This window comes from Bacillus sp. MAG717A (assembly GCF_036884855.1).
GTDB lineage: Bacteria > Bacillota > Bacilli > Bacillales > Bacillaceae > Bacillus > Bacillus safensis.
Map to the genome: position 1 here is coordinate 2,114,908 of NZ_CP145733.1, position 23,304 is coordinate 2,138,211.

General features: G+C 41.8%; 22 protein-coding genes. 17 read left to right on the forward strand and 5 right to left on the reverse strand.

Going from position 1 to position 23,304, the window contains the following annotated elements:
- The first annotated feature begins 106 nt into the window (after positions 1 to 106).
- Entirely contained in the window at positions 107 to 610 is a 504-nt protein-coding gene (locus V6Z54_RS10745; protein ID WP_041088240.1) for a hypothetical protein, read from the forward strand.
- 368 nt (positions 611 to 978) lie between these two features.
- On the opposite strand, the gene V6Z54_RS10750 is transcribed toward V6Z54_RS10745, so the two are convergent.
- The gene (locus tag V6Z54_RS10750; RefSeq protein WP_041088242.1) at positions 979 to 1,215 is read right to left on the reverse strand and encodes a hypothetical protein; all 237 of its coding nucleotides are present in this window, start codon (positions 1,213 to 1,215) and stop codon (positions 979 to 981) included.
- 239 nt (positions 1,216 to 1,454) lie between these two features.
- Between V6Z54_RS10750 and V6Z54_RS10755 the strand changes: the two genes are divergently transcribed.
- The 10 genes from V6Z54_RS10755 (at position 1,455) to V6Z54_RS10800 (ending at position 12,578) form a co-directional block, all read left to right on the forward strand.
- Positions 1,455 to 3,056 (forward strand): histidine kinase N-terminal 7TM domain-containing protein, encoded by a 1,602-nt coding sequence (locus V6Z54_RS10755; protein WP_338527313.1) that lies wholly within the window; start codon positions 1,455 to 1,457, stop codon positions 3,054 to 3,056.
- 256 nt (positions 3,057 to 3,312) lie between these two features.
- Positions 3,313 to 3,768 carry a DUF6376 family protein gene (locus V6Z54_RS10760; RefSeq protein WP_305960620.1) on the forward strand — a complete coding sequence of 152 codons (456 nt, stop codon included), beginning with the start codon at positions 3,313 to 3,315 and terminating at the stop codon, positions 3,766 to 3,768.
- A gap of 106 nt (positions 3,769 to 3,874) precedes the next feature.
- The gene (locus V6Z54_RS10765; RefSeq protein ID WP_012011272.1) at positions 3,875 to 4,180 is read left to right on the forward strand and encodes a metal-sensing transcriptional repressor; all 306 of its coding nucleotides are present in this window, start codon (positions 3,875 to 3,877) and stop codon (positions 4,178 to 4,180) included.
- Between the two features lie 72 nt (positions 4,181 to 4,252).
- The gene (gene copZ / locus V6Z54_RS10770; RefSeq protein ID WP_024423475.1) at positions 4,253 to 4,459 is read left to right on the forward strand and encodes a copper chaperone CopZ; all 207 of its coding nucleotides are present in this window, start codon (positions 4,253 to 4,255) and stop codon (positions 4,457 to 4,459) included.
- A gap of 274 nt (positions 4,460 to 4,733) precedes the next feature.
- A complete protein-coding gene (locus V6Z54_RS10775) occupies positions 4,734 to 7,169 on the forward strand; it encodes a heavy metal translocating P-type ATPase (RefSeq protein ID WP_305960621.1) in 2,436 nt (811 codons plus the stop codon).
- Complete coding sequence (locus tag V6Z54_RS10780) at positions 7,166 to 7,300, forward strand: hypothetical protein (RefSeq protein WP_269102503.1); 135 nt, start codon at positions 7,166 to 7,168, stop codon at positions 7,298 to 7,300. Before V6Z54_RS10775 ends, V6Z54_RS10780 begins: the two co-directional genes overlap by 4 nt.
- A gap of 175 nt (positions 7,301 to 7,475) precedes the next feature.
- Positions 7,476 to 8,753, forward strand: coding sequence for a cation:dicarboxylase symporter family transporter (locus tag V6Z54_RS10785; RefSeq protein WP_024423473.1), 1,278 nt, complete (start codon positions 7,476 to 7,478; stop codon positions 8,751 to 8,753).
- A 17-nt stretch (positions 8,754 to 8,770) separates the two neighbouring features.
- Positions 8,771 to 10,216, forward strand: coding sequence for an aspartate ammonia-lyase (aspA, locus tag V6Z54_RS10790; RefSeq protein WP_041088250.1), 1,446 nt, complete (start codon positions 8,771 to 8,773; stop codon positions 10,214 to 10,216).
- Between the two features lie 116 nt (positions 10,217 to 10,332).
- Positions 10,333 to 11,649, forward strand: a complete 1,317-nt coding sequence (locus tag V6Z54_RS10795) for a sensor histidine kinase (RefSeq protein WP_269102502.1) — start codon at positions 10,333 to 10,335, stop codon at positions 11,647 to 11,649.
- Positions 11,646 to 12,578 (forward strand): response regulator, encoded by a 933-nt coding sequence (locus V6Z54_RS10800; RefSeq protein WP_034280916.1) that lies wholly within the window; start codon positions 11,646 to 11,648, stop codon positions 12,576 to 12,578. The genes V6Z54_RS10795 and V6Z54_RS10800 overlap by 4 nt, the downstream gene beginning before the upstream one ends.
- Before the next feature lie 18 nt (positions 12,579 to 12,596).
- Here the strand turns inward: V6Z54_RS10800 and V6Z54_RS10805 are convergent, their stop codons facing one another.
- Entirely contained in the window at positions 12,597 to 13,202 is a 606-nt protein-coding gene (locus V6Z54_RS10805; RefSeq protein WP_041088256.1) for a TetR/AcrR family transcriptional regulator, read from the reverse strand.
- 88 nt (positions 13,203 to 13,290) lie between these two features.
- On the opposite strand from V6Z54_RS10805, the gene V6Z54_RS10810 reads away from it, so the two are divergent.
- A complete protein-coding gene (locus tag V6Z54_RS10810; protein WP_041088257.1) occupies positions 13,291 to 13,839 on the forward strand; it encodes a hypothetical protein in 549 nt (182 codons plus the stop codon).
- Between the two features lie 37 nt (positions 13,840 to 13,876).
- Here V6Z54_RS10810 and V6Z54_RS10815 read toward each other — a convergent pair whose 3' ends face one another.
- From V6Z54_RS10815 to V6Z54_RS10825, 3 genes are read right to left on the reverse strand one after another with little or no spacing between them, the layout of a single operon-like run.
- Complete coding sequence (locus V6Z54_RS10815; protein WP_269102500.1) at positions 13,877 to 14,815, reverse strand: metal ABC transporter substrate-binding protein; 939 nt, start codon at positions 14,813 to 14,815, stop codon at positions 13,877 to 13,879.
- Positions 14,816 to 14,828: 13 nt separating this feature from the next.
- A complete protein-coding gene (locus V6Z54_RS10820) occupies positions 14,829 to 15,701 on the reverse strand; it encodes a metal ABC transporter permease (RefSeq protein ID WP_041088259.1) in 873 nt (290 codons plus the stop codon).
- A complete protein-coding gene (locus V6Z54_RS10825; RefSeq protein ID WP_041088261.1) occupies positions 15,701 to 16,444 on the reverse strand; it encodes a metal ABC transporter ATP-binding protein in 744 nt (247 codons plus the stop codon). The genes V6Z54_RS10820 and V6Z54_RS10825 overlap by 1 nt, the downstream gene beginning before the upstream one ends.
- A 413-nt stretch (positions 16,445 to 16,857) precedes the next feature.
- Between V6Z54_RS10825 and V6Z54_RS10830 the strand changes: the two genes are divergently transcribed.
- The 5 genes from V6Z54_RS10830 to V6Z54_RS10850 all read left to right on the forward strand — a co-directional run bounded on the left by V6Z54_RS10830 (position 16,858) and on the right by V6Z54_RS10850 (position 23,285).
- The gene (locus V6Z54_RS10830) at positions 16,858 to 18,957 is read left to right on the forward strand and encodes a heavy metal translocating P-type ATPase (protein ID WP_073979015.1); all 2,100 of its coding nucleotides are present in this window, start codon (positions 16,858 to 16,860) and stop codon (positions 18,955 to 18,957) included.
- A 141-nt stretch (positions 18,958 to 19,098) separates the two neighbouring features.
- Positions 19,099 to 19,785 carry a thioredoxin domain-containing protein gene (locus tag V6Z54_RS10835; RefSeq protein WP_025094107.1) on the forward strand — a complete coding sequence of 229 codons (687 nt, stop codon included), beginning with the start codon at positions 19,099 to 19,101 and terminating at the stop codon, positions 19,783 to 19,785.
- Positions 19,782 to 20,195: a disulfide oxidoreductase gene (locus V6Z54_RS10840; protein WP_024423464.1), complete on the forward strand. Its 414-nt coding sequence runs from the start codon at positions 19,782 to 19,784 to the stop codon at positions 20,193 to 20,195. The genes V6Z54_RS10835 and V6Z54_RS10840 overlap by 4 nt, the downstream gene beginning before the upstream one ends.
- A gap of 148 nt (positions 20,196 to 20,343) precedes the next feature.
- On the forward strand, positions 20,344 to 20,955 hold the full coding sequence (locus V6Z54_RS10845) for a trimeric intracellular cation channel family protein (RefSeq protein ID WP_024423463.1): 612 nt from the start codon (positions 20,344 to 20,346) through the stop codon (positions 20,953 to 20,955).
- A 314-nt stretch (positions 20,956 to 21,269) separates the two neighbouring features.
- A complete protein-coding gene (locus V6Z54_RS10850; protein WP_041088266.1) occupies positions 21,270 to 23,285 on the forward strand; it encodes a Na+/H+ antiporter in 2,016 nt (671 codons plus the stop codon).
- Positions 23,286 to 23,304 lie beyond the last annotated feature (19 nt).

Below are 23,304 nucleotides of genomic sequence, written 5' to 3' on the forward strand. Positions count from 1 at the left end.
TGATGTATGTCTGATTATGTCTAATGGGTTTAACCTTCTCTTAAAACCCTTTATTTTACATAAATGTATGATAAGGTAATTTTGAGTTAAAAAAAGGAAAGTTAATATGAAAAGATTGGTTTTTTTAATGTTAGCATTAGTTCTGGCTGTGACTGCCTTTGCTCCAGCTGCTGCTGCAAAGACACAAAGCACAAAGGGATTAGAAGGTTTGACAGAAGAGCAAATTGAGAAGTCTTTAAAAGAAATTGAATACATTTTCACAAAGATTATCATTTCTGATAAAGAAAAAGGCTACACCATTAATAAAGAAGAGCTTGCAAAATCACCTTATACAGATGCAGAAAAAAATGGAATGATCGCTTTCGCAAAATTAATGAATCAAGAAGCGACCACGAAAAGTAACACGGTAACTCGCTGTGTCGAGGATGCAGTTGGCATCGCTAAAGGTACTTTAAAGCATCTGCAAAAAGCAATAGATAAGGGAGATTGGATGACAGTGGCAGTATACTTAGGCGGTATGGGCCTTGCAATTAAGCCGAGCGTGTTATTCGTATTCATGCTATTTTGTGGTGCGCCAGTAGCCAAAATTGCTCCTGCTCAATATGAATAAGAGTAATATGTAAAATTGGCCGTCCACCTGGGCGGCCTTTTTACATTACTTAAGCCACCATTCCTTCTTCTCTTTATCCCCATTCTAATTCATTTCTTGACACAAGATTTTTAACTCCTTTAGGATCGTCGGCTCATCTTTACCAGCTTTTCGTTTAAGTTCATCCATCGAAGGATTCTTGAGTATTAGAAGAAATGGACCATGCAAAAACAGAAAGTTAGTAAAATTGAAGATGAGAAAGCTAAAGATACACCAAAGGACAAATCAAAACCTTGATTTAGAAAAATAATGCTGGAACTTTTTAAGGGATGATTAACTGAACTTGTTTCACAACAGAAAAAGAGATGCCTGATCTAGCATCTCTTTTCTTATGTACGGTCTCTCAAAGAAGTCACCAACCGAACAAACAAAGGAAAAACGACAACCGCCGCAATCATCATCAAAAATCCATCCGGCACAAGTTCCACAAACGTTGTCTGAATCACATAAACCGCAATCAGCAGCAAGTAACTGATCAAAAATAACAATCCAGAACTTCTCTTTTTAAACGGTTTTTCCAAAAGAATCAGCATAAACAGCCCCGTCATAATCATCCAAAAAGTCATATTCCTTTCGAGTCTCCTCTCCATTCATCCCCACATTGTACAGATATTTTTCTGGGTGCAACATACTTCTTCCTCAAATTAAGCAAAAAGTAGTGAAAATATAAGAGATCGAGAATAGATAACGCCCGAAATTTTACAAAAAACCTCCAACCAATTCAAAATCACATCTTCCCATTTGAGACGTCCTCATATATAGTAAGATTAGACTAGTTCTAAATAACTGAAATTGGGGCGTTTACATGGATTCGATTGTTTTACATTTTATTGTGATCATGAGTGTTTCTGGCATTCTGTCCGTGATATTATCAATCATTGCTCATGCAAACCGCCATCGGTATATTGGCTGTCAATTGTTTATGTACATGTCTGGAGCAACTGCGATTTATATCTTTGGGCATACGTTTGAATTATTGGCTCGTACCCCTGGAGAAATCATGTTCTGGGTTTGTTTTCAATACATAGGTCTACCGTTTATCGCACCGCTCAGTCTGCTGATTGTGCTGCAATTTACGGGATTCCACCAATATTTCACAAAGCGCCGCGTGCTTCTCATCTTATTGATTCCAACTCTCACAACCATTATGGTGTTCACCAACTCTTTACATTCACTATTTTATCGAGGCATCACGATGAATCCAGTAGATGGGTTTTTATTGGCTGATTTTACGATTGGCTATTGGTATATCATCCATGGCGTTTATACGTTTGGCTGTTCGATGCTTGCTATTTTTATGCTGCTTTGGTTTTTACGTGTCACAAAAAAAGAATATTTAAAGCAGATTCTGATACTGTTAGTGGGAATGTTATTACCAATTATGACTTCTTTTATTTATTTATTAGGCGTTACACCCCTACATATTGATCCGGTTCCTGTGGTAATGTTTATCACCAACGCACTCTATTTATGGGCAATTATGTCGTTCCAGCTGTTTAAGCTGTCTCCCATTGCAATGGAGCGTGTGTTTGAGCATATGTCTGAAGGGGTTCTGATTTTAGATCGATATCGGACACTCATTGACTACAATCCCGCTGCTGCATCGATTATTCCAGCACTTGCGAATAAAAAGGGAATTGGCTATAAAGTCGACGATATTTTCTCAGCAATCATCAAAGATTCAGCGTTCATTCAATGGCTGCGCTCTCCGCAGGATCATTCGCAATATGATTTAATGTGGAAAAAGGAAAAAGACCAGTCCTGCTATTATCATTTGACCGCTTCGTCTCTATTTAATAGAAGAGGAGAGATCGAGGGCAGGCAAATTGTGATCAGTGATGTAACAGAGCAGCGTTTGCTGCAGGAAGAGCTGGAGCGTCGTGCGTATATCGATGGTTTGACAAATATTTTCAATCGTTCCTCTTTCATTGAACGAACGCAGATGATCTTGGAAGAGGATGTACAGGATACGGCTATTATGCTGTTTGATATTGATTTCTTTAAACAAATCAATGACACACACGGACATCATATTGGAGATGAAGCGCTGCGTCATGTTGTCTCTATTTGTCAGGAGCACTTACAAATGGATGATTTATTTGGACGATATGGGGGAGAAGAGTTTGCCATTTGTCTGCCTCATCAGTCATTTAAAGAGGCATGTCATATCGCTGAACAAATCAGACATTCGTTTGAAGCGAGTTTCTTTACGAATGAAGAGGAAAAAGTTCGAGTGACAGCGAGCTTTGGAATTGCTCATACAGCCAATGATCCTTGTGTATTAGAAACACTTCTATTTGAAGCGGATCAGGCCTTGTATATGTCAAAACGCCTAGGACGGAACCGGATTTATGCATCAACTGGTAAGGGCCATGTGCTGTATCATGAGCAGGATCTTCTGAATTGACTGTTGTCCCGACATTCGATATGATAACTATAACATTTGAACGGTTTCCTAAAGGGGAGTAGCTTTTACGGTCTGGTCGTCATTACAGAAACATTCGTTGTTTCTCGGCCATTCCGGCATGAACAATGTTAGCCAGACCTTTGCCCATCACATATGAGGCAAAGGTCTGGCTATTTTTAAGGTCTTTTTGCATCTGTGTGATAGGGAAGCGGAACAAATGATGCTTTTAATCCTACAGATGAAAGGATGATCGATCTTGAAAAAATATGTGATGTCTTTCCTATTTTCCGGAACGCTTGTATTAAGCGGGTGCTCCGGCTTGCTTGATCAGGTCAACGATACAACGACATATGTCACTGAGGCAAATGACTATGTGACAGACATTCAGCAATTTACAGAGGACTTTCCAAAACTCGCTGAAGAAGCTGTGCAAAATGCCGCCAAAAAAGCAGAATTAACGCAGCAGCTTGAATCATTGAAGGCAGATATTCAAGATTTTAATGAAGTCACAGCGCCAAAAATGGCAGAAGACCTGCATGCACAAATCATTGAAAAAAATAAAGTGCTGTCAGAGGAAATCCAAACGTATTTACAACAATTGAAAGCAGGCGATATCGATGCTGCCTCCATACTGGAGGATCAGCAGGAATTGATGAAACAACTTCAGCAATCCGTCAATCTTTTGCAGGATATCGAACAATTAACAAATTAGGACAAACATAGCTTTATATGCGGTTCTTAGCATATCTTTGCCTTTTCCGGTGGAGATATGCTTTAATTTAGGTAAAGACAAGTCATAATGGAAAAAAGGTGATCACATGACAGAACATGAAGAAAGACATATGGCCTCGCCTAGAGCCGAGAAGGAAAAAGACCAATTGATCAATCGTTTGAAACGAGTGGAAGGACAAGTTCGCGGGATTCAGCAAATGATTGAAAACGATCGTTACTGTATAGATGTTGTGAATCAAATCTCCGCAGTCAATGCTGCTTTGAAAAAAGTCAGTCTTCATTTGATGGAAAAGCATACACATCATTGCGTAGCAGATGCTATCAAGAGCGGCAATGGGGATGAAGCTATTGAAGAGTTAATGACGGTCTTTACGAAACTGACAAAATCGTAGCATATATGTTTACATTGATACCCTACTAGGGTATAGTAAATTGTAGAAAATGATTGATGGAGGCGATGACAAGTGGAACAAGCAACACTTCAAGTGCAGGGCATGTCTTGTGGACATTGCGTGAAAGCAGTCGAAGGAAATGTAGGAGAATTAGCAGGTGTGGAATCTGTGAAAGTCCATTTAGACAAAGGACAGGTGGAGGTTTCATTTCACCCGGATCAAGTCACATTACACCGTATCTCTGATGTGATTGAAGAACAGGGGTATGATGTCGTATAAATGAACATACGTGCTGTATTACAGCACGTCTCAGCGTGTAGACAAATCCTCGCATTCGCGCGCAGGTCTGTGCGCTGGTGCTCACGAATGTCAAATTCGCTCCGCGCCAGTGCTCGCCCTTCCTAGACTGCAAAGGTTTTCTATCACGATGATAAAGAAGGCAGATAAAGAGTTAAAATAAAGATCATTTTAACAATCTGATATGTGCTGCATGACAGCACGTATTTTTTTAAAAATATAATACCCCCATGGAGTATATGGAGAGGTGAGATCAATGAAAAAGAAAATTGACTTTCAAATTACGGGGATGACCTGTGCTGCCTGTGCAGGCCGCATCGAAAAGGGATTGAACAGGCTGGAAGGTGTGGAAGATGCTAGTGTGAATTTGGCGCTTGAAACTTCCCATATTGTCTACGAAACGGAGCAGCTAACACCAGATGATTTGAAGCGAAAAGTTCAATCTCTTGGCTATGATGTGGCGATGGAGCAAGCAGAATTTGATATAGAGGGAATGACGTGTGCGGCTTGTGCAAACCGAATCGAGAAAAAAATTAACCGAATGGACGGTGTCGAACAAGGGTCTGTAAACTTTGCGCTTGAGACACTTCAGGTCACATATCATCCGGGCCAAACGTCTACAAATGATATAAAAGATGCAGTGCAGTCTATAGGATATTCTTTAATTGAACCAGACGTAGATCAAGCAGAGGAAGGAAAAAAAGATCACCGCCAAGCAGCAATAGAGAAGCAGACGGCACGCTTTTTATTCTCAATGATTTTATCACTGCCGCTTCTTTGGGCAATGGTTAGCCATTTTTCTTTCACATCCTTTATATGGCTGCCTGAAGCGTTCATGAATCCATGGGTTCAGCTGGCGTTAGCAGCGCCTGTGCAGTTTATTGTCGGCTGGCCATTTTATGTAGGTGCGTATAAGGCTTTAAGAAATAAAAGTGCCAATATGGATGTTCTTGTCGCACTTGGGACATCTGCCGCGTTTTTCTATAGTTTATACGAAAGCATCCAGTCAGCGATTCGAGGCACACATGAGGCAGCCCTCTATTATGAAACAAGTGCTGTCCTCATTACGTTGATCGTGCTCGGAAAATTAATGGAAGCAAGAGCAAAAGGAAGATCATCAGAAGCGATTCAAAAACTGATGGGCTTACAAGCGAAAGAAGCGGTTATCGAGCGAGATGGCAAACAGATGACTGTGCCTATTTCTGACGTGAAAGTGAATGATCTTGTGTTTGTCAAACCGGGTGAAAAAGTGCCGGTAGATGGAGAGATCATAGAGGGGACAACCGCAATAGATGAGTCCATGATTACAGGAGAAAGCCTGCCAGTTGATAAAACCGCAGGAGATATGGTCATCGGAGCAACGATCAATAAAAATGGATTTATGAAAATAAAAGCGACAAAAGTCGGAAAAGAGACGGCACTTTCCCAGATTATCCGAGTCGTAGAACAAGCGCAGGGCTCAAAAGCACCGATTCAAAGAATGGCAGATCAAATATCAGGGATATTTGTTCCCATCGTTGTAGGAATTGCTGTGCTCACATTCCTCATATGGTTTTTCTTTGTTGACCCTGGAAATGTGACGTCAGCACTTGAAACCTTTATAGCCGTCATTGTTATCGCATGTCCATGTGCGCTCGGACTTGCTACACCTACCTCTATTATGGCTGGCAGCGGCCGTGCGGCTGAATCAGGCATTCTGTTTAAAGGCGGAGAGCATTTAGAAGTGACTCAATCACTCGACACGGTGGTGTTAGATAAAACAGGTACTGTGACAAAAGGAGAGCCTAGTCTGACAGATGTGCTGGCATATGCCAATTGGACAGAAGATACGCTGCTGCAGCTAGCAGGATCGGCAGAACAGCAGTCGGAACACCCGCTTGCCCGAGCGATCACAGACGGTATGAAGGAACAAGGTCTTGAAGCGGTCGAAGTTGAAGCCTTTCAAGCAGATCCAGGTCATGGAATTGAAGCAAAGGCAGCAGGACACAAGCTTTTGATTGGAACGCGTAAGCTATTACAGAAACATCATATCCTATATGATCAAGTCGAATCATCTGTCACAACGCTGGAGGAGCAAGGAAAAACGGCTATGCTTGTCGCGATTGACGGCGAAGTCGCTGGCATTGTCGCGGTCGCAGATACGATCAAATCATCTTCTCCTCAAGCCATCGCTCGTCTGAAAGAGCAGGGGATTCACATTGTGATGATGACAGGTGATAATAAACTAACAGCAGAGGCGATTGCGAAACAGGCAGGCATTGATCATGTCATTGCTGAAGTGCTGCCTGAAGAAAAAGCCGCTCACATTGCAGCGCTTCAGAAACAAGGAAAGAAAGTCGCCATGGTCGGAGACGGTATCAATGATGCCCCAGCTCTTGCAACAGCGAATATTGGGATGGCTGTGGGAACAGGGACAGACGTTGCCATGGAAGCAGCAGATATTACGCTCATGACGGGAGATCTCCATGCGATTGCAGATGCGCTGGAATTTAGTCAAAAAACAATGAGAAACATTAAGCAAAATCTATTTTGGGCGCTTGCCTATAACTGTATTGGGATACCGATCGCTGCATTTGGTTTCCTTGCGCCATGGCTTGCAGGAGCGGCAATGGCCTTTAGCTCCGTGTCCGTAGTGCTAAATGCGCTCAGATTGCAGCGATTGAAGCCAGTCAGAGAGGGAGTGGCAGAATGAAGCTGAATGTCAAATGGATTTGGACCATTAGTGCATTGTTCTATGTTGCTCTTGTACTCATTGGATATGCGATTTATGATGAATTTTTTCCAAATCAACATACACCAAGTGAACAGATGCAAAATCATTAAGACTTCGCCAAAAGCGAAGTCTTTTTTTAACAATATTGTGGAAAAACCCACCTTTTTAAAGATTTTTCATAAAAAATTCACTTCTTTTTGTTCCTTTTTGTCGTTTTTTGTAGGTTCGTCGTTAAGATGCGATTAAGCAACAAAGAAAGCGTTATCAAAAAAAGGGGGTTCACGTATGAAAAAGTTAGGGTTAGCTTCTCAAATACTCATTGCACTTGTTCTGGGTGTTGTCGTGGGAGCGCTGTTTTATCAAAATGAAACCGTTATTAATGTGTTAACGCCGATTGGCGATATATTCATCCATTTAATTAAAATGATCGTTCTTCCAATTGTTATTGCTGCATTGATTGTAGCAGTTGCAGGTGTAGGGGATATGAAAACGATCGGAAGACTCGGCGGAAAAACCATTCTTTACTTCGAGATTGTGACTACGATTGCTTTAGCAGTTGGACTGCTTGCAGCAAACGTCTTCCATCCTGGTACAGGAATTGATATGAGCAACATGGAGAAAGGCGATATTTCTAAATATGAAGAGACATCTAAGGCTTCTTCTGAAAAAGCGACTTTCTCTGAAACGTTGGTACATCTTGTACCGACAAACGTTTTCCAATCTATTGCTGAAGGTGATCTATTACCAACCATCTTCTTTACAGTCTTATTCGGATTAGGAATTGCCGCAGTTGGAGACAAAGGAAAACCAGTATTAGGATTCTTTGAGGGCATACTCGAAGCCATGTTCTGGGTGACAAATAAAGTGATGAAGTTTGCACCATTTGGTGTATTCGCGCTCATCAGTGTGACGGTGATCAAATTCGGGGTCGGAGCGCTTCTCCCGCTAGGTAAACTGGTACTTGTCGTTTACGGTACAATGGCATTCTTCGTCATTGTTGTACTTGGCATTATTGCTAAAATGGCTGGAACAAGCGTCTTTACACTATTCAAAGTATTAAAAGAAGAAATCATTCTTGCATTCTCAACAGCAAGTTCAGAAGCTGTACTGCCTAGATTAATGGACAAAATGGAGAAGTTCGGCTGCCCGAAAGCGATCACGTCGTTCGTTATTCCAACAGGCTACACCTTTAACCTAGATGGAAGTGCTATCTATCAATCCATTGCTGCGATATTTGTTGCACAAATGTACGGCATGCCGCTTTCCATCTATGAGCAAATTACGTTACTATTAATTTTAATGCTGACATCTAAAGGAATGGCTGGTGTACCAGGTGCATCAATCGTGGTTGTCATCACAACTCTTGGTGCTATGGGACTGCCGCTTGAAGGACTTGCCTTCATCGTTGGGATCGACCGACTTCTTGACATGGTTCGTACAACAGTGAACGTATTTGGTAACTCACTTGCAGCCATTGTCATGTCTAAGTGGGAAAAAGTATTTGATCAAGAGAAATCGAAGAAGTATATTGAGGAATTAAAACAACAAACAAAAGCAGCGTAAAAAGGAGATCTTTTCAAATGACGAAGCTACAGGACAAGCAAGTTCGAATCGAACGTGACTTTCTAGGTGAAAAGGAAGTAGACACTCAAGCATATTATGGAATTCAAACATTACGTGCAGTGGAGAACTTTCCAATTACAGGCTACCGTATTCATGAGGAACTCATCAAAGCATTAGGGATTGTCAAAAAGGCAGCCGCACTTGCAAATATGGATACACAGCGACTATATTCTGGCCTTGGAGAAAAAATTGTTGAAGCCGCAGATGAGGTCATCGAAGGAAAATGGAACAATCAATTTATTGTCGATCCAATTCAAGGCGGGGCTGGCACTTCAATGAATATGAATGCCAATGAAGTCATTGCAAACAGAGCGCTTGAACTACTAGGAAAGGAAAAAGGCGCTTATACTGAGCTAAGTCCAAACACGCATGTGAACATGTCGCAGTCAACAAACGACGTTTTCCCAACAGCGATTCATATTTCAACATTGAATATGATTGAAAAACTACTTTATACGATGGAAAACATGCATCAAGTCATGACCGAAAAAGCGCAGGAATTCGATCATGTCATCAAAATGGGACGTACGCATCTTCAGGACGCTGTTCCAATCAGACTTGGACAAGAGTTTAGTGCGTATGCAAAAGTTCTTGCTCGTGATATTAAACGTATCAAGCAGTCTAGACAGCATTTATATGAAGTCAATATGGGTGCAACAGCAGTCGGAACTGGATTGAATGCAGATCCTAAATATATTCGCCAAGTGGTTAGCTATCTATCTGACATTAGCGGATTACCGTTAGTTGGTGCTGAAGACTTAGTCGATGCAACGCAAAATACAGATGCTTATACAGAAGTATCTGCTGCGCTTAAAGTATGTATGATGAACATGTCCAAAATGGCGAACGATATTCGTCTGATGGCTTCAGGTCCAAGAGCAGGCTTTGGTGAGCTGCACTTGCCGCCGAGACAGCCTGGTTCATCCATCATGCCAGGGAAAGTCAACCCAGTTATGCCTGAGGTCATGAACCAAGTGGCATTCCAAGTCATTGGGAACGATCACACAATCTGTCTTGCATCAGAGGCTGGCCAGCTTGAACTGAACGTTATGGAACCAGTGTTGGTGTTCAACCTGCTTCAATCTCTCAGCATGATGAAAAATGTATTCGAGTCCTTCGTGGACAACTGCTTGCGTGACCTAAAAGCAGATGAATCTAGATTAAAAGAATATGTAGAAAAGAGTGCCGGTGTCATGACGGCGGTGAACCCGCATATTGGTTATGAAGCGGCTGCACGAATTGCAAGAGAAGCCATCCTTACAGGCGCATCTGTACGTGAGCTTTGTCTGCAAAATGATGTGTTAACAGAGGAAGAGCTTGATGTCATCTTAAATCCTTTTGAAATGACAAAACCAGGTATTGCTGGCGCATCACTTTTAGAAAAGGATCGTTTAGAAGATTAAGCGGCATCATGAGAAGCGCACACCGGCAAAGTTCCGGTGTGCGCTTTTTCATGGAGGTTTGTTTTTCTTTAGCTCACATAGTATACTATCGTCAATTATTAGGGATGTGACTGCGTTTGAATCTACTGAAAAAATGGCTGAATACAGAGCCTTATTTAATTGTGCTGCTCATTGTACTGACGCCGATTGGCGGAGAGTTTAAATTTTATCCATTTGAGGACAGCTTTCGGGTCAGCTTTGGAACCGTTGTCTTTTTCTTTATCCTGCTTCAAATGAAAAGATTCCCTGCATGGGCAAGCGGCATCATCGCTGGGATATCTGTTTTTGCGTTTCGCGTGCTGCTTGATACAGCCGTGACAGGGCATCTTCCTCTGGAAGAGGCGGTTTCTTTAAGATTTCCTTCTCTGTTTTATTATGTCGTCTATGGTACACTCTTTTATTTATTGAAGGTCAGACGTTTCCGCGACCAGCCTTGGCTGATTGGAGCAACAGGCATCATCATGGAGCTGTGCGCAAGCATTGTTGAGATCATTGCACTTCGAGGCACCATGGATGAAATTTTAACGGTGCGGACGCTGTTTCAATTATTTGTTTTGGCGATTTTCAGAAGCTTTTTCGTGTTAGCTTGTTATACAATGATTCGCTTATATGAAGAGCAGGCGAGAGAGCGTCAGATGAAAAAGGAAAAGGAACATCTGCTGATGCTTCTGTCTAACCTTTACACGGAATCTACATATTTTCATAAAACACTCGCACATGCTGAGCACATTACGGCCACATCCTATCAATTGTATCAATCCCTTCACCACGCAAAGGATGCGGAATCATTGGATTTAAAAAAGCTCGGTAAAACCGCTTTGCAGATTGCAGGAGAGGTACATGAAATCAAAAAGGATAACCAGCGGATTTTTTCTGCCTTATCAAAGCTGATTCATGAGGAAAATTTCCAGGCTTATGAGAGTCCTTCTCATATTGCTGGGCTTGTCATTCGCATTCATGAAAATTATGCTGAATCTCTTAAAAAAAACATCGTCTTTCATTATGATGAAGATGGGCAGCACCCCGCCTATCACGTGTATACCATTCTATCTTTGTTAAATAACATCGTATCCAACGCTGTTGAAGCCATTCCTGTAGATGGAGAGGTGTCGCTCTCTATTTCACAGAAAGAGAACCAGGTGATTTTTCAAATCAGCGACAACGGGCCTGGCATTAAAGAACGTAATCATCATGTTATTTTTAAGCCAGGTTTCACTTTAAAATACGACCAGGTTGGGAATCCATCAAGCGGTATCGGGCTTGCGTATGTAAAGGATACAGCGGAGAAGCTTGGCGGAAGTGTTGAGATGAAGAGTATCCCAAATAAACAAACGATTTTCACATTAACGATACCAGTAGATCAAGTCAGTAGAAAAGAGGGGATTGGGAGATGAGATTTTTTATTGTTGATGATGATGAAGCCGTTCGTTCTTCACTGGCTCAGCTCATTGAAGATGAAGAGCTTGGCATTGTGGCTGGGGAAGCAGAGGATGGCGCAGAGTTAACAGCCAGCTACTTAAATGATTTGCACATTGATATTTTATGTATTGATCTATTGATGCCAGAAAGAGACGGGCTTGAAACGATTCGAGCAATCAAGGATGAGTTTCACGGGAAATATTTAATGCTGTCACAGGTTGAAACAAAGGAATTAATCGGACAGGCGTATACGCTTGGCGTTGAGTATTATGTGACAAAGCCGATCAATCGGGTAGAGGTCTTAAGCGTCCTCCATCTCATGATTGAACGTCTTCATTTAGAGCATTCAATTGAAAATATTCAGCACTCACTTAAATCGGTCATGCAATTTCAGCAGCGCGGTCAGACGAAAACGAAGCAGCGGGGGAAAAGTCTTGCAGAGGCAGGGCAGTTTTTGCTGGCGGAGCTTGGTATTGTTGGTGAGAAGGGGTCTAAAGATTTATTAGATATGATTCTGTTTACAGACCAGTATTTAGCGCTGCATGCTGATCATCATGATTCCTTTCCTTCTTTAAAGATCATTTTCACTGGGATTACGGAGGATAAATTAAGTGAGCCCTACACATCGGCAGACATCGCAAGAGAAGCAAAGGCAGCCGAGCAGCGGGTAAGGCGTGCGATCAACCAATCATTGAAACACATCGCATCACTTGGACTAACCGATTTTTCCCATCCAACGTTTGAAAATTACGCATCAAAATTTTTCGATTTCACCATCGTGCGAAAGAAAATGAGTGAATTGACGAAAGAGATGAGCGGAAGAGAAGAACACACCCGTATCAATGTGAAGAAATTTGTGCAGGTGCTTTACTACGAAGCAAAACGTATTTTTATGGAAGATTAAAAAAGACATGCTCTCCAATTAGGGAGACATGTCTTTTTTTGTGATGGATTGCAGGTGCATTTGCAGCACGGAGCGTATGAGCTGAGGCGGTATACGTTCGGGCTGCACGATTCCATTCAATGCAAGCCCATTGATGACCGCATAAAGCCGCTCAGTTTCTAATAAAAGATCGATATCATCTAGCAGCAGCCCATCCTCTTTCAATTTCATTAAACAATATTGGGCCGTTTGAAAAAGCTCGTCATACATCTTTGCATTGAGCGGCTGTAAATCTGGTTCAGTCAGTGCCTTGACTGTAAAAGCCTGCCACACCTCCATTTCAAATTTTCGTTCTTCATCAAGTGGAAGAACTTGCTCCAATAAATTGATGACATTTTCCTCCGTTGAACCGTTTAATGGAAGCCCTGTAATCCGCTCCTTGACTCTTTCCTGAATTAAATTCATGGAGAATAGAAACAACTCTTGTTGTGTGGAAAAATAATGACGCATAGAGCCGGCTGAAATTCCAGCTTCTACTGCTATTTTTCGTACAGAAGCGCTTTCCAATCCCTCTTGTTTAATCACTCTCATTGCAGCTTGAGCGACCTTTTGTTTTTGTTTATGGTGATCGACGATTTTTGGCATACATTGATTTTAGCATAGCAGTTGTTTTTTTAACACACCTGTGTTATTTTTTATTTAATACAATCGTATTAAAAAGGATGTGGGGGAATTGGTCGGGTTATTGATTGTGGCATGTGAAATTGGTTTTTGGCTGTTTATTCTAATGGGTCTAACGCTTCGTTATGTGTTTAAACAGAAAAAGTGGGGTGCTTTCTTTCTTGTCTGTACGCCGGTGTTAGATCTCATCCTTCTTGCGGCTACTTTTATAGATTTAAGACAGGGTGCTGTGGCGACTGTCATCCACGGGCTTGCGGCTGTTTATATTGGTGTGAGTCTTGCCTTCGGACATCAAATGGTGAAATGGGCAGATGCTAGGTTTGCCTATCGATTTGCAGGAGGCCCAAAGCCAAAGGGAAAACCAAAGTACGGTAAAGAGCGTTCTATGTATGAAATGGTCGGCTGGGCTCGGCATGTCATTTCTTATGTCATCGGAGCGGGGCTGTTATATGGTTTGACCTATCTCATCCAAGCACCAGAGCGGACGGAAGCCCTGATGCAGCTTGTCAATACATGGGGAATGATCCTAGCCATTGATTTTGTCATTAGCATCAGCTACGTCATTTGGCCGAAAAAACACCCAGAAAATATAGCAGGCTGACAAATAAGACAGGCGGATTCACTCCACCTGTCTTTCCTTATGATGACAACCCTTTGTAAATGGTGTCAATATTCCATTTCATCATCTTATAGTAGCTGTCTCCATCTTCACCTTTTTTTCCAATAGAGTCAGTGAAGACTTTCCCTTTGATTGGAACCCCGGTTTCCTCAGAGAGGCTTTCAAGGCTTCGTTTATCAACGCTTGTTTCAAGAAAGAGAGCAGGAACTTGATGATCTTTGACAAAATGAATGATGCGCTTCATTTGTCCTGGTGTTCCTTCACTTTCTGTGTTGATCTCCCAAATGTAGCCGGCTTTCAGTCCATACGCCTCTGCAAAATACTTGAATGCTCCTTCACTTGTGACTAGGAGCTTTTTGTCTTTTGGCAGCTGATCAAACTTGTCTTTTGCTTCATCATGAAGAGCTTGAAGCTTTTTGATATAGGCTTCTGCATTTTTTTTGTAATCCTCTTTATGCTCAGGGTCCGCTTGAATGAGCGCATCTCGGGCATTTTGGGCATAAAGGATCCCATTTTCAACATTCAGCCATGCGTGGGGGTCCTGCTGGCTTTCGAGCCCTTTTGAAGACAAATGCTTCACTTTGACGCCTTTACTCAGCTCGGCTACAGGTGCATCATCCCCGTCCTTGCCGCTCGACTCGAGCAGTTTTTGAAACCAGCCGTTTCCTGTTTCAAGGTTCAAGCCATTATATAGAACAAGGTCTGCATCCGTCGTATATTGAACATCCTTTGGCAGTGGGTCAAATTCGTGTGGGTCTGTACCAATGGGAACAATGCTGTGAATAGAGACATGCTGCCCGCCTACTTCCTTCACAATGTCATAAAGAATGGAGTAGGTCGTTACAACTTTTATTGTGCCGTCATCTTTACCGGAATTACTTTGCTGGGTCGAACAGCCTGCGATGATCATAAGGGCAATGAATACTGCGGTCAAACGGATTGCGAATACCTTCTTCATATATGTCCTCCTTTTACATAGACGCTTCCTTTTTTAAGTGTGTTCGTTTTCGTTTAGATTTTAATGATCTCCATAGAATGCCTTGCTTTGGTGAAAAGATAAAGGCACTGCCGAATAAAATGGTGGCGACCAGCACGATGGAAGCACCAGACGATAAATTATACGTAAAGCTAAGCCCTAGCCCGATGACAGCAGAAACAGCACCGAAAAAAGCAGATAAATAAATCATGATCCAGAGCCGGTCTGTCAAGAGATAAGCGGTGGCTGCCGGCGTGATCAGCATGGCAACGACAAGAATAATCCCAACGGTTTGCAGTGATGCAACGGTTACAAGGGTCAATAAGGTCATGAGAAAATAATGAATCATACGATTCGGCAAACCGTAAACTGAAGAAATCACCGGATCAAATGAACTAATGAGCAGTTCCTTGTAGAAAACGATAACGGCTAGCAAAATAAAAATGCCGATGCCAAGTGTAATCCACATATCAGATGATCGAACAGCTAGTACGTTTCCAAATAGAATATGATATAGGTCACTTGAACTTTTCAAAAATGTGATCAAAATAATCCCGATTGAGAAAAAGGCTGTAAAGACAATGCCGATGGCTGAATCATTTTTTATGCGGCTGTTTTGACTCACGTAACCGATCCCAATCGCTGTTAATACGCCAGTTAAAACGGCACCGAAGAAAAAGTTAATTCCAAGCATATAAGAGATGGCGACACCTGGCAGTACGGCGTGTGAAATGGCGTCTCCCATCAGGGCCATGCCGCGTAAAATGATAAAGCAGCCGATAACGCCGCAAATGATGCCTACCATCACGGATGTAAATAGTGCTTTTTGTAAAAAAGCATATTCAAAGAGTCCGGTTAAAAATTCCATTACACGTCTCCTCCTGCTGATTTTAAGAATGGCAGCTGTGTTTCATATGCTTCCAGCATGATCTCTGGGCGAAGGATGTCGTGTACAGGCCCTGCTTTGATGAGTTTTTTATTTAACAGAACAAGATGGCTGAAATAATCATCCGCCTTACTCAAATCGTGATGGACAACCAAAATGGTTTTCCCTTCATCTCGTAATTCCTTCAAAATGCGCATCATCGTTTCTTCACTTGCCATATCAATCCCGACAAACGGTTCATCCAAACAGAAGAGCTGTGCGTTTTGAGCAAGAGCCCTTGCAAGGAAGACACGCTGCTGCTGCCCGCCGGATAACTCACCGATTTGTCTTTTGGCAAAGTCCTGCATTCCAACTTTTTCTAAACAGTGATACGCATATGCCCGGTCTTCTTTTTTTGGACGTTTCATTAGTCCGAGCTTCGGATATGTTCCAAGTAGTACGGTATCCAGTACATGAATGGGAAACGTCCAATCTAAATCATTTCTCTGCGGTACATAGGCGATCTGTTTTCTCACTTGTTTAAAGGGCTGTTCAAAAAAACGAATATCCCCTTGGTCTTTTTCAATTAAATCCAAACATGCCTTGAGTAACGTCGATTTACCAGCACCATTTGGACCGATGATTCCTGTCATTGTCCCTTCCTGTATGGAAAGAGAGACGTTCTCTAATGCATCCTGTCCGTGATATGAGACATGAAGACGGTCGATTGTTAAAGCATTTGACATCTCTTGCGGCCCCTTTCAATCATGATTGCACTTCCTAAAGATATATGCATAAAATAAATAATTTTGACTAAAGGATGAAATGATTCTCTAATGCTAATTTGTTTCCTTAGGGAAACTTTTATTTTATTCTAAGCGTCTGTCCTTCTTTTGTAAAGAGAAAAACTGAAAATGATCGTTTTTATGTTATGCGGGGAGCAGGGGACATGAGGCTTGATTTATTGAAAATCTGTATGACAGAATCGGACACAAAAAAACAATGATTTCTTCATAAATGATTGACAGAAGACAAGAACTCCTCATATAATAAAGGTAATCCAATATATGAATATATGCTCATATATAAAGTTTTTGATTTTTAATAGGTTTCATTGATCCAGGGAACGTTACTTATCATATAGAAAAAAGGTGAGAACATGAAAAAAATGAAGGATGAATACGTATTAAACGGTCTTGATTGTGGAAACTGTGCACGTAAAATTGAAACAGGTGTCAGCAAAATGGATGGCGTTGAAGCTTGTTCCGTTAATTTTGCGACAGGGACATTGACTGTCACACATGCAGATAAGCAAGAAACGATGTCAAAGCGTATTGAAAAAACGGTTCAATCCATCGAACCTCATGTGAGTGTATCACCAAAAGAAGAAGGCCATCATCACGATCATGATCATGGGACAAAGAATTTAAAAGCGATTGTGCTGAAATTAATTGGCGGTGCAGTCATTGGAACAGCAGCTTATTTTATACCAGAAGATGGCTTACTAAAATTCATTACGTTTTTCGCAGCCTATTTACTAGTCGGCGGTGATGTGGTTTTTAAAGCGCTGAAAAATATCGTGCGAGGCCAAGTATTTGATGAGAACTTCTTAATGACCATTGCAACAGCTGGCGCTTTTGTGATTCAGCAATATCCAGAGGCACTGGCAGTGATGCTGTTTTACCAAATTGGAGAGCTGTTCCAAGGGGCAGCAGTGAATCGTTCAAGACGATCCATTAGTGAATTAATGAATATTCGCCCTGAATATGCGAATCTCAAAGTAGGAAATGAAACGAAAAAAGTGAAGCCGGAAGAAGTAAAAGTCGGTGACCGTATCGTCGTGAAACCGGGCGAAAAAATTCCACTTGATGGCCTTGTCATTGAAGGCTTTTCACTCGTGGATACCTCCGCATTAACAGGGGAGTCTGTGCCGCGGGATGTAGAAGCAGGTAAGGAAGTTCTTGCAGGATTTGTGAATCAAAACGGGATTCTTGAAATTGAAGTACAAAAAGGGCTAAGCGAATCGGCAGTGACGAAAATTTTAGATTTGGTTGAGAATGCGAGTAGCCGAAAAGCGCAGACAGAAAACTTTATCACAAAGTTTGCAAAATACTACACACCGGCTGTTGTTGTATTGGCATTACTGCTTGCCTTTGTGCCGCCGCTTCTCATTCCATCAGCACAATTGTCTGACTGGGTTTACCGGGCACTCGTTTTCCTTGTTATTTCATGTCCGTGTGCGCTTGTCGTGTCCATCCCATTAGGATTCTTCGGGGGAATTGGGGCAGCTTCTAAACGAGGCATCCTTGTAAAAGGTAGTAACTATTTAGAAGCACTGAACTCTGTGAGCTATGCTGTATTTGATAAGACGGGCACACTCACAAAAGGAAACTTTACGGTGACCAATATCGTGACAACTAGCGAAAAGTGGTCAGAAGAGGAGCTGCTTTCTTTTGCAGCTTTAGCAGAAGCTCATTCTTCACATCCGATCGCTGAATCAATTAAAGCGGCATATGGTTCGCCGCTTGATGAAAGCCAGATTGAAGCATATGAGGATATTGCAGGACATGGAATTAAAGCGACCATCAGTGGTTCACAAGTCTTAGCGGGAAATCATCGCTTGATGGAACGAGAAGGCATTTCGTATGAAAAAGAAAAACGAAGCGGAACGGTTGTGTACATGGCGATTAACGGTGAGTTTGCCGGATCGATCTTGATTGCAGATGAATTAAAGGATGATGCAATTGAAGCCGTATCTGCTCTAAAAGCGTCTGGCATTCAAACTGTCATGCTGACTGGTGATGCCAAGCAAGTCGGAACAGCGGTCGCCCAGCAAATTGGCATTGATGAAGTTCATGCAGAATTATTGCCGCAGGATAAAGTAACAAAATTAGAAGAAATTGATCAGAAAAAAGCGCCTCAAGAAAAATTATTATTTGTTGGGGATGGCATTAATGATACACCGGTATTAGCAAGAGCAGACATAGGTATTGCGATGGGCGGGCTTGGTTCAGATGCAGCGGTAGAAGCGGCTGATATCGTCATTATGACAGACCAGCCATCAAAAGTTGCAGAAGCCATCGCTGTCGCTAAACGAACAAGAAGAATTGTATGGCAGAACATTGCATTTGCTCTTGGAGTTAAAGGGGTTTTCCTATTACTCGGTGCATTTGGTATTGCAACCATGTGGGAAGCCGTCTTCTCGGATGTCGGTGTGACCGTACTCGCTGTTTTAAATGCCATGAGGGTGATGAAATAAAATTGTAAGGAAAAATTCATGAATACCATCTTTCATAATGAATCCCCTCTTGTTAAAATAGAAGAAGTTGGATAATGGCATTATTCTAAGCTATTATCCTTTTTCTTTTGAAGGAATGAAAAAGATAAGGTAGGTGCTTTTGTGAGTAAAAAAAATAATCAATCTTCATCCATTAAATTTGCTGTCATTTTAACCATTATCGCAGCTCTTCTCATCGGATTATTCGTCGTCATTGGGAACAACAACAGCAAAGAAGCACAAACGGTTGACAGTAAGCCTTCTATTAAAGGACAGCCTGTCATGGGAGATAAAAACGCAGCCGTGCAAATTGTCGAGTTTGGGGATTATAAATGTCCTTCATGTAAATCATTTGAAACAGACATTTTCCCAAAACTGAAAGCGGACTACATAGATAAAGGCGATGTATCATTTTCGTTTATTAACTTACCACTTCCTGTTCATGGAGATGGCGCTGTGCTTGCAGCACTAGCTTCTGAAGAAGTGTGGAAAGAAGATCCGAAAAACTTTTGGGCATTTCATGAAGCTGTCTATCAAGCACAGCCAGATAGTGAAGCAGAATGGGTTACGCCTGCTAAGCTGACGGAGCTAGCGAAGAAGACAACAAAAATAGATACGGACAAGCTTAAAGATAACCTATCGAAGAAAACATATCAGCCGCAGCTGAACACAGACGATCAGCTTGTGAACCAATATAAAGTGAATGCAACACCAACTCTTTTCATTAACAATAAACAAGTCCAAAACTTTTATGACTATGATGAAATCAAAGAATTAATTGATCAAGAGCTCAAAGGGAAAAAATCATGAAGAATAAGCTTGTTTACTTATACAGTGCTTGGATCGTCTCTATCGTTGCGACGATGAGCAGCCTGTATTTAAGTGAAGTAAAGAAGTTTATCCCATGCGATATGTGCTGGTTTCAGCGCATTTTCATGTACCCGCTCGTGCTTCTACTTGGAATTGCGACATTCAGAGGCGATGTGAAAGTGAAATATTACGTTCTGCCTTTGGCTGTGATTGGCGCTTGTTTTTCTATCTATCATTATATGGAACAAAAGATACCTGGCTTTGCATCGATTCGCCCTTGCCTGAGCGGTATTCCTTGTTCCGTTGATTATTTGAACTGGTTTGGTTTTATTACCATTCCATTACTAGCCCTTATTGCATTTATTCTCATCATCATAAGTATGCTGCTGTTAAATGCAAAAGAAGATTGAATAATATAGCCTGCTCAAAGCGGGCTATTTTTTATTTTTGCAAAAAGATAAAATTTAAAGAAAATTTGTATTGCTTTTCACCTGTGTCAGATATACATTAAGGGAGTAGTGTTAGATGATCAGATAAAGGTAAGGAGATAAGCGGAAAATGGCATGGGAAGTCTTAAGTATCATTGGCATTGTCGCATTCGCCATCAGTGGAGCGATTGTGGCAATGGAGGAAGAGTACGATATTCTTGGTGTGTACATTTTAGGGATTGTGACAGCATTTGGCGGTGGGGCGATTCGGAATCTATTAATTGGTCTGCCGGTGTCTGCTTTATGGTCACAGGGCAAAATGTTTACGATTGCCCTTGTATCCATTACGATTGTGTTTCTTTTTCCAAAGCTTTTGCTCAAACACTGGAGCACATGGGGAAATTTCTCGGATGCGATCGGTTTAGCAGCGTTTGCGATTCAAGGCGCATTATTTGCTGTGCAAAGAGAACTCCCGCTCAGTGCAGTCATTGTGGCAGCCATTTTGACTGGAAGCGGCGGCGGAATTGTGCGTGATTTATTAGCAGGACGAAAGCCGCTTGTGCTAAAAGCAGAGATTTACGCCGTATGGGCAGCTCTTGGAGGCTTATTCGTCGGACTCGGCTTAGCGCAAGGAGAGCTTGCTTTATATTTGCTGTTTGTCATCCTCGTAGTATGCAGGGTTTGTTCCTACTTATTCAAATGGCGTCTTCCCGCCAGGTCTTATTTTTTAAATAAAGGGTAAAACGAAAAAAGGGCGATTCCGCTCTTTTTTTTGTGTTTAATAAGAGCTGAATATCAGCAGATGATGGAGTTTTCGTGTAAAATAAAAGCAGGGTATTTTGTTCATCATTTGAACAATACATATGATGAAAATTTTGTCAGCTGGCTGAATATCTAGATTCAGCCTTTTTTTGCCTAGATGGATTGTTATGTGTTGGTTTCACTTTTTGCGGAATACTAAAGAAGCACTTCTGATCGGACGGATGGATGAAATGAACACATCTTTGCATGTAAGCAAAACTTGACGAAAAATATACATAGGAGGGACATGTACTAGTGGAGATTTTTTTGGCAGTGCTCGTACTACTGGCACTCATTGCAGCATCTAATATTATCAATCGTTTTGTCCCCTTTATTCCCGTTCCGTTAATTCAAGTGGGTTTAGGAATATTGGTGGCAGCTTTTCCTTCAGGTTTACATATTTCTTTAAATCCTGAACTCTTCTTCGTTCTATTTATTGCGCCGCTGTTATTTAATGACGGGAAGCGTACCCCAAGGGACGAGCTATGGAAATTAAGAGCACCGATTCTCCTTTTAGCGCTTGGTTTAGTGTTTGCGACCGTCGTTGTAGCGGGATATACCATTCATTGGATGATTCCAAGCATACCGCTTCCAGCAGCATTTGCGCTTGCAGCGATTTTATCACCGACAGATGTGGTGGCAGTAAGTGCTTTATCCAGCCGTGTGAATATGCCAAAGGGCATCATGAGACTGCTGGAAGGCGAAGGGCTGATGAACGATGCCTCAGGACTTGTCGCCTTTAAATTTGCCATTGCCGCAACGGTGACGGGAGCCTTTTCAATTGCTCAGGCATCCTTTAGTTTTGTACTGATTGCAGCAGGCGGCTTATTGACTGGATTTATTCTATCCTTTTTTATCATTCGTTTTCGCTATTTTCTCCGCCGTTTAGGAATGGACGATGTCACAATGCATATCATCCTGCAAATCCTTACACCATTTGTGATCTATTTAGCAGCGGAAGAAATCGGTGTATCCGGAATTTTAGCCGTTGTGGCTGGCGGTGTGACACATGCCATTGAGCAAGACCGAATGGAAGCGAATTTAGCCAAACTGCAAATTGCTTCATCAAACACATGGAATATTATTTTATTTATTTTAAACGGACTTGTTTTCGTCTTACTTGGATTGCAGATTCCGGATGTTTCTACAGTCATTTTCCAAGATGAATCCTTTAACAACATGCAGGTGATTAGCTACATCTTAATTATTACGCTCTGTCTCATGGTGCTGCGGTTCTTATGGGTATGGCTGTTCTGGGCAGGAAAATGGAGTGCAACGAAAAAGCAAAATGTGAAAAAGCCGAAGTTTCGCGCCTCGATGCTCATGACATTCTCTGGTGTCCGCGGGGCTGTGACATTAGCCGGTGCCTTCTCTATCCCATTTACGCTCGCGGACGGATCACCATTTCCAGAGCGGCACTTGATTATTTTCCTCGCAGCAGGCGTGATCTTATGTACACTCATTTTAGCCAGTGTGTTACTGCCTCTTTTATCTGAGAAAAAAGATAAACAAGTCGATGTGGACTTGGATACAAAGATTCAGCATGCAAAACGAAAACTGCTGAGAAGTGCTATTAAAACGTTAAAAGAAGGGATGAATGAGGACAACAGGGAAGTATCCCTTGCACTTATCAATGATTACCGCATGAAGCTGAGAAATATCCAGCGTGAACCATACCAATTCGGGATGAGAAAACAAGAGCGAAAAATCAGATTGCATGGTATCAAAGCAGAGCAGATGAAACTTCAACAATTAATTGAGGAAGAGAAAATTGACAAGGAAGAAGCTTATGAGCTGCAAGAGAGATTTCATGAGCTGGAAATGCTGTATTCAAACTCATTCAAAATTCGTTTTTCAAAGGTGAAGTTTCTCCGCTTGCTTCAATGGCTGCAATTATGGCGGCCGAATCAGCACATTTCAAACGGTATTTTAGAAAAAGAGGACTCGTACAAACAAATCCGTAAGAAAACGGCTGAAGCTGCGGTAGACTCGATCAAACAGCATATGACAGATGAAAACCAGCAAACGTGTCACCAAGTTATTGGTTTTTACAACCAAGTGATTTACCGCTGTGAACACGGTCCAAGCTTCTTCCAGCAAAAAGACCGTTCATTTGACCGGAAGAAAAAAGAGCTTAACTTCCAAGCTGTACAGACGATTCGAAATGAAATACAAACCTTATATGAAGATGGTGAGATCAATCGTGATATTGCCCATCATTTAAGGGAATATATTAATGACATGGAAGCAGTTCTGCTCACCAATACGTGATGTTGTCATCTTCTCCCCC

Excerpts from the sequence above, each read along its gene's own strand:
- V6Z54_RS10745 (WP_041088240.1), top strand. The coding sequence starts at position 107 with ATGAAAAGATTGGTTTTTTTAATGTTAGCATTAGTTCTGGCTGTGACT.
- V6Z54_RS10750 (WP_041088242.1), bottom strand. The coding sequence starts at position 1,215 with ATGACTTTTTGGATGATTATGACGGGGCTGTTTATGCTGATTCTTTTG.
- V6Z54_RS10755 (WP_338527313.1), top strand. The coding sequence starts at position 1,455 with ATGGATTCGATTGTTTTACATTTTATTGTGATCATGAGTGTTTCTGGC.
- V6Z54_RS10765 (WP_012011272.1), top strand. The coding sequence starts at position 3,875 with ATGACAGAACATGAAGAAAGACATATGGCCTCGCCTAGAGCCGAGAAG.
- V6Z54_RS10775 (WP_305960621.1), top strand. The coding sequence starts at position 4,734 with ATGAAAAAGAAAATTGACTTTCAAATTACGGGGATGACCTGTGCTGCC.
- V6Z54_RS10780 (WP_269102503.1), top strand. The coding sequence starts at position 7,166 with ATGAAGCTGAATGTCAAATGGATTTGGACCATTAGTGCATTGTTCTAT.
- V6Z54_RS10785 (WP_024423473.1), top strand. The coding sequence starts at position 7,476 with ATGAAAAAGTTAGGGTTAGCTTCTCAAATACTCATTGCACTTGTTCTG.
- aspA (WP_041088250.1), top strand. The coding sequence starts at position 8,771 with ATGACGAAGCTACAGGACAAGCAAGTTCGAATCGAACGTGACTTTCTA.
- V6Z54_RS10800 (WP_034280916.1), top strand. The coding sequence starts at position 11,646 with ATGAGATTTTTTATTGTTGATGATGATGAAGCCGTTCGTTCTTCACTG.
- V6Z54_RS10805 (WP_041088256.1), bottom strand. The coding sequence starts at position 13,202 with ATGCCAAAAATCGTCGATCACCATAAACAAAAACAAAAGGTCGCTCAA.
- V6Z54_RS10815 (WP_269102500.1), bottom strand. The coding sequence starts at position 14,815 with ATGAAGAAGGTATTCGCAATCCGTTTGACCGCAGTATTCATTGCCCTT.
- V6Z54_RS10820 (WP_041088259.1), bottom strand. The coding sequence starts at position 15,701 with ATGGAATTTTTAACCGGACTCTTTGAATATGCTTTTTTACAAAAAGCA.
- V6Z54_RS10825 (WP_041088261.1), bottom strand. The coding sequence starts at position 16,444 with ATGTCAAATGCTTTAACAATCGACCGTCTTCATGTCTCATATCACGGA.
- V6Z54_RS10830 (WP_073979015.1), top strand. The coding sequence starts at position 16,858 with ATGAAAAAAATGAAGGATGAATACGTATTAAACGGTCTTGATTGTGGA.
- V6Z54_RS10840 (WP_024423464.1), top strand. The coding sequence starts at position 19,782 with ATGAAGAATAAGCTTGTTTACTTATACAGTGCTTGGATCGTCTCTATC.
- V6Z54_RS10845 (WP_024423463.1), top strand. The coding sequence starts at position 20,344 with ATGGCATGGGAAGTCTTAAGTATCATTGGCATTGTCGCATTCGCCATC.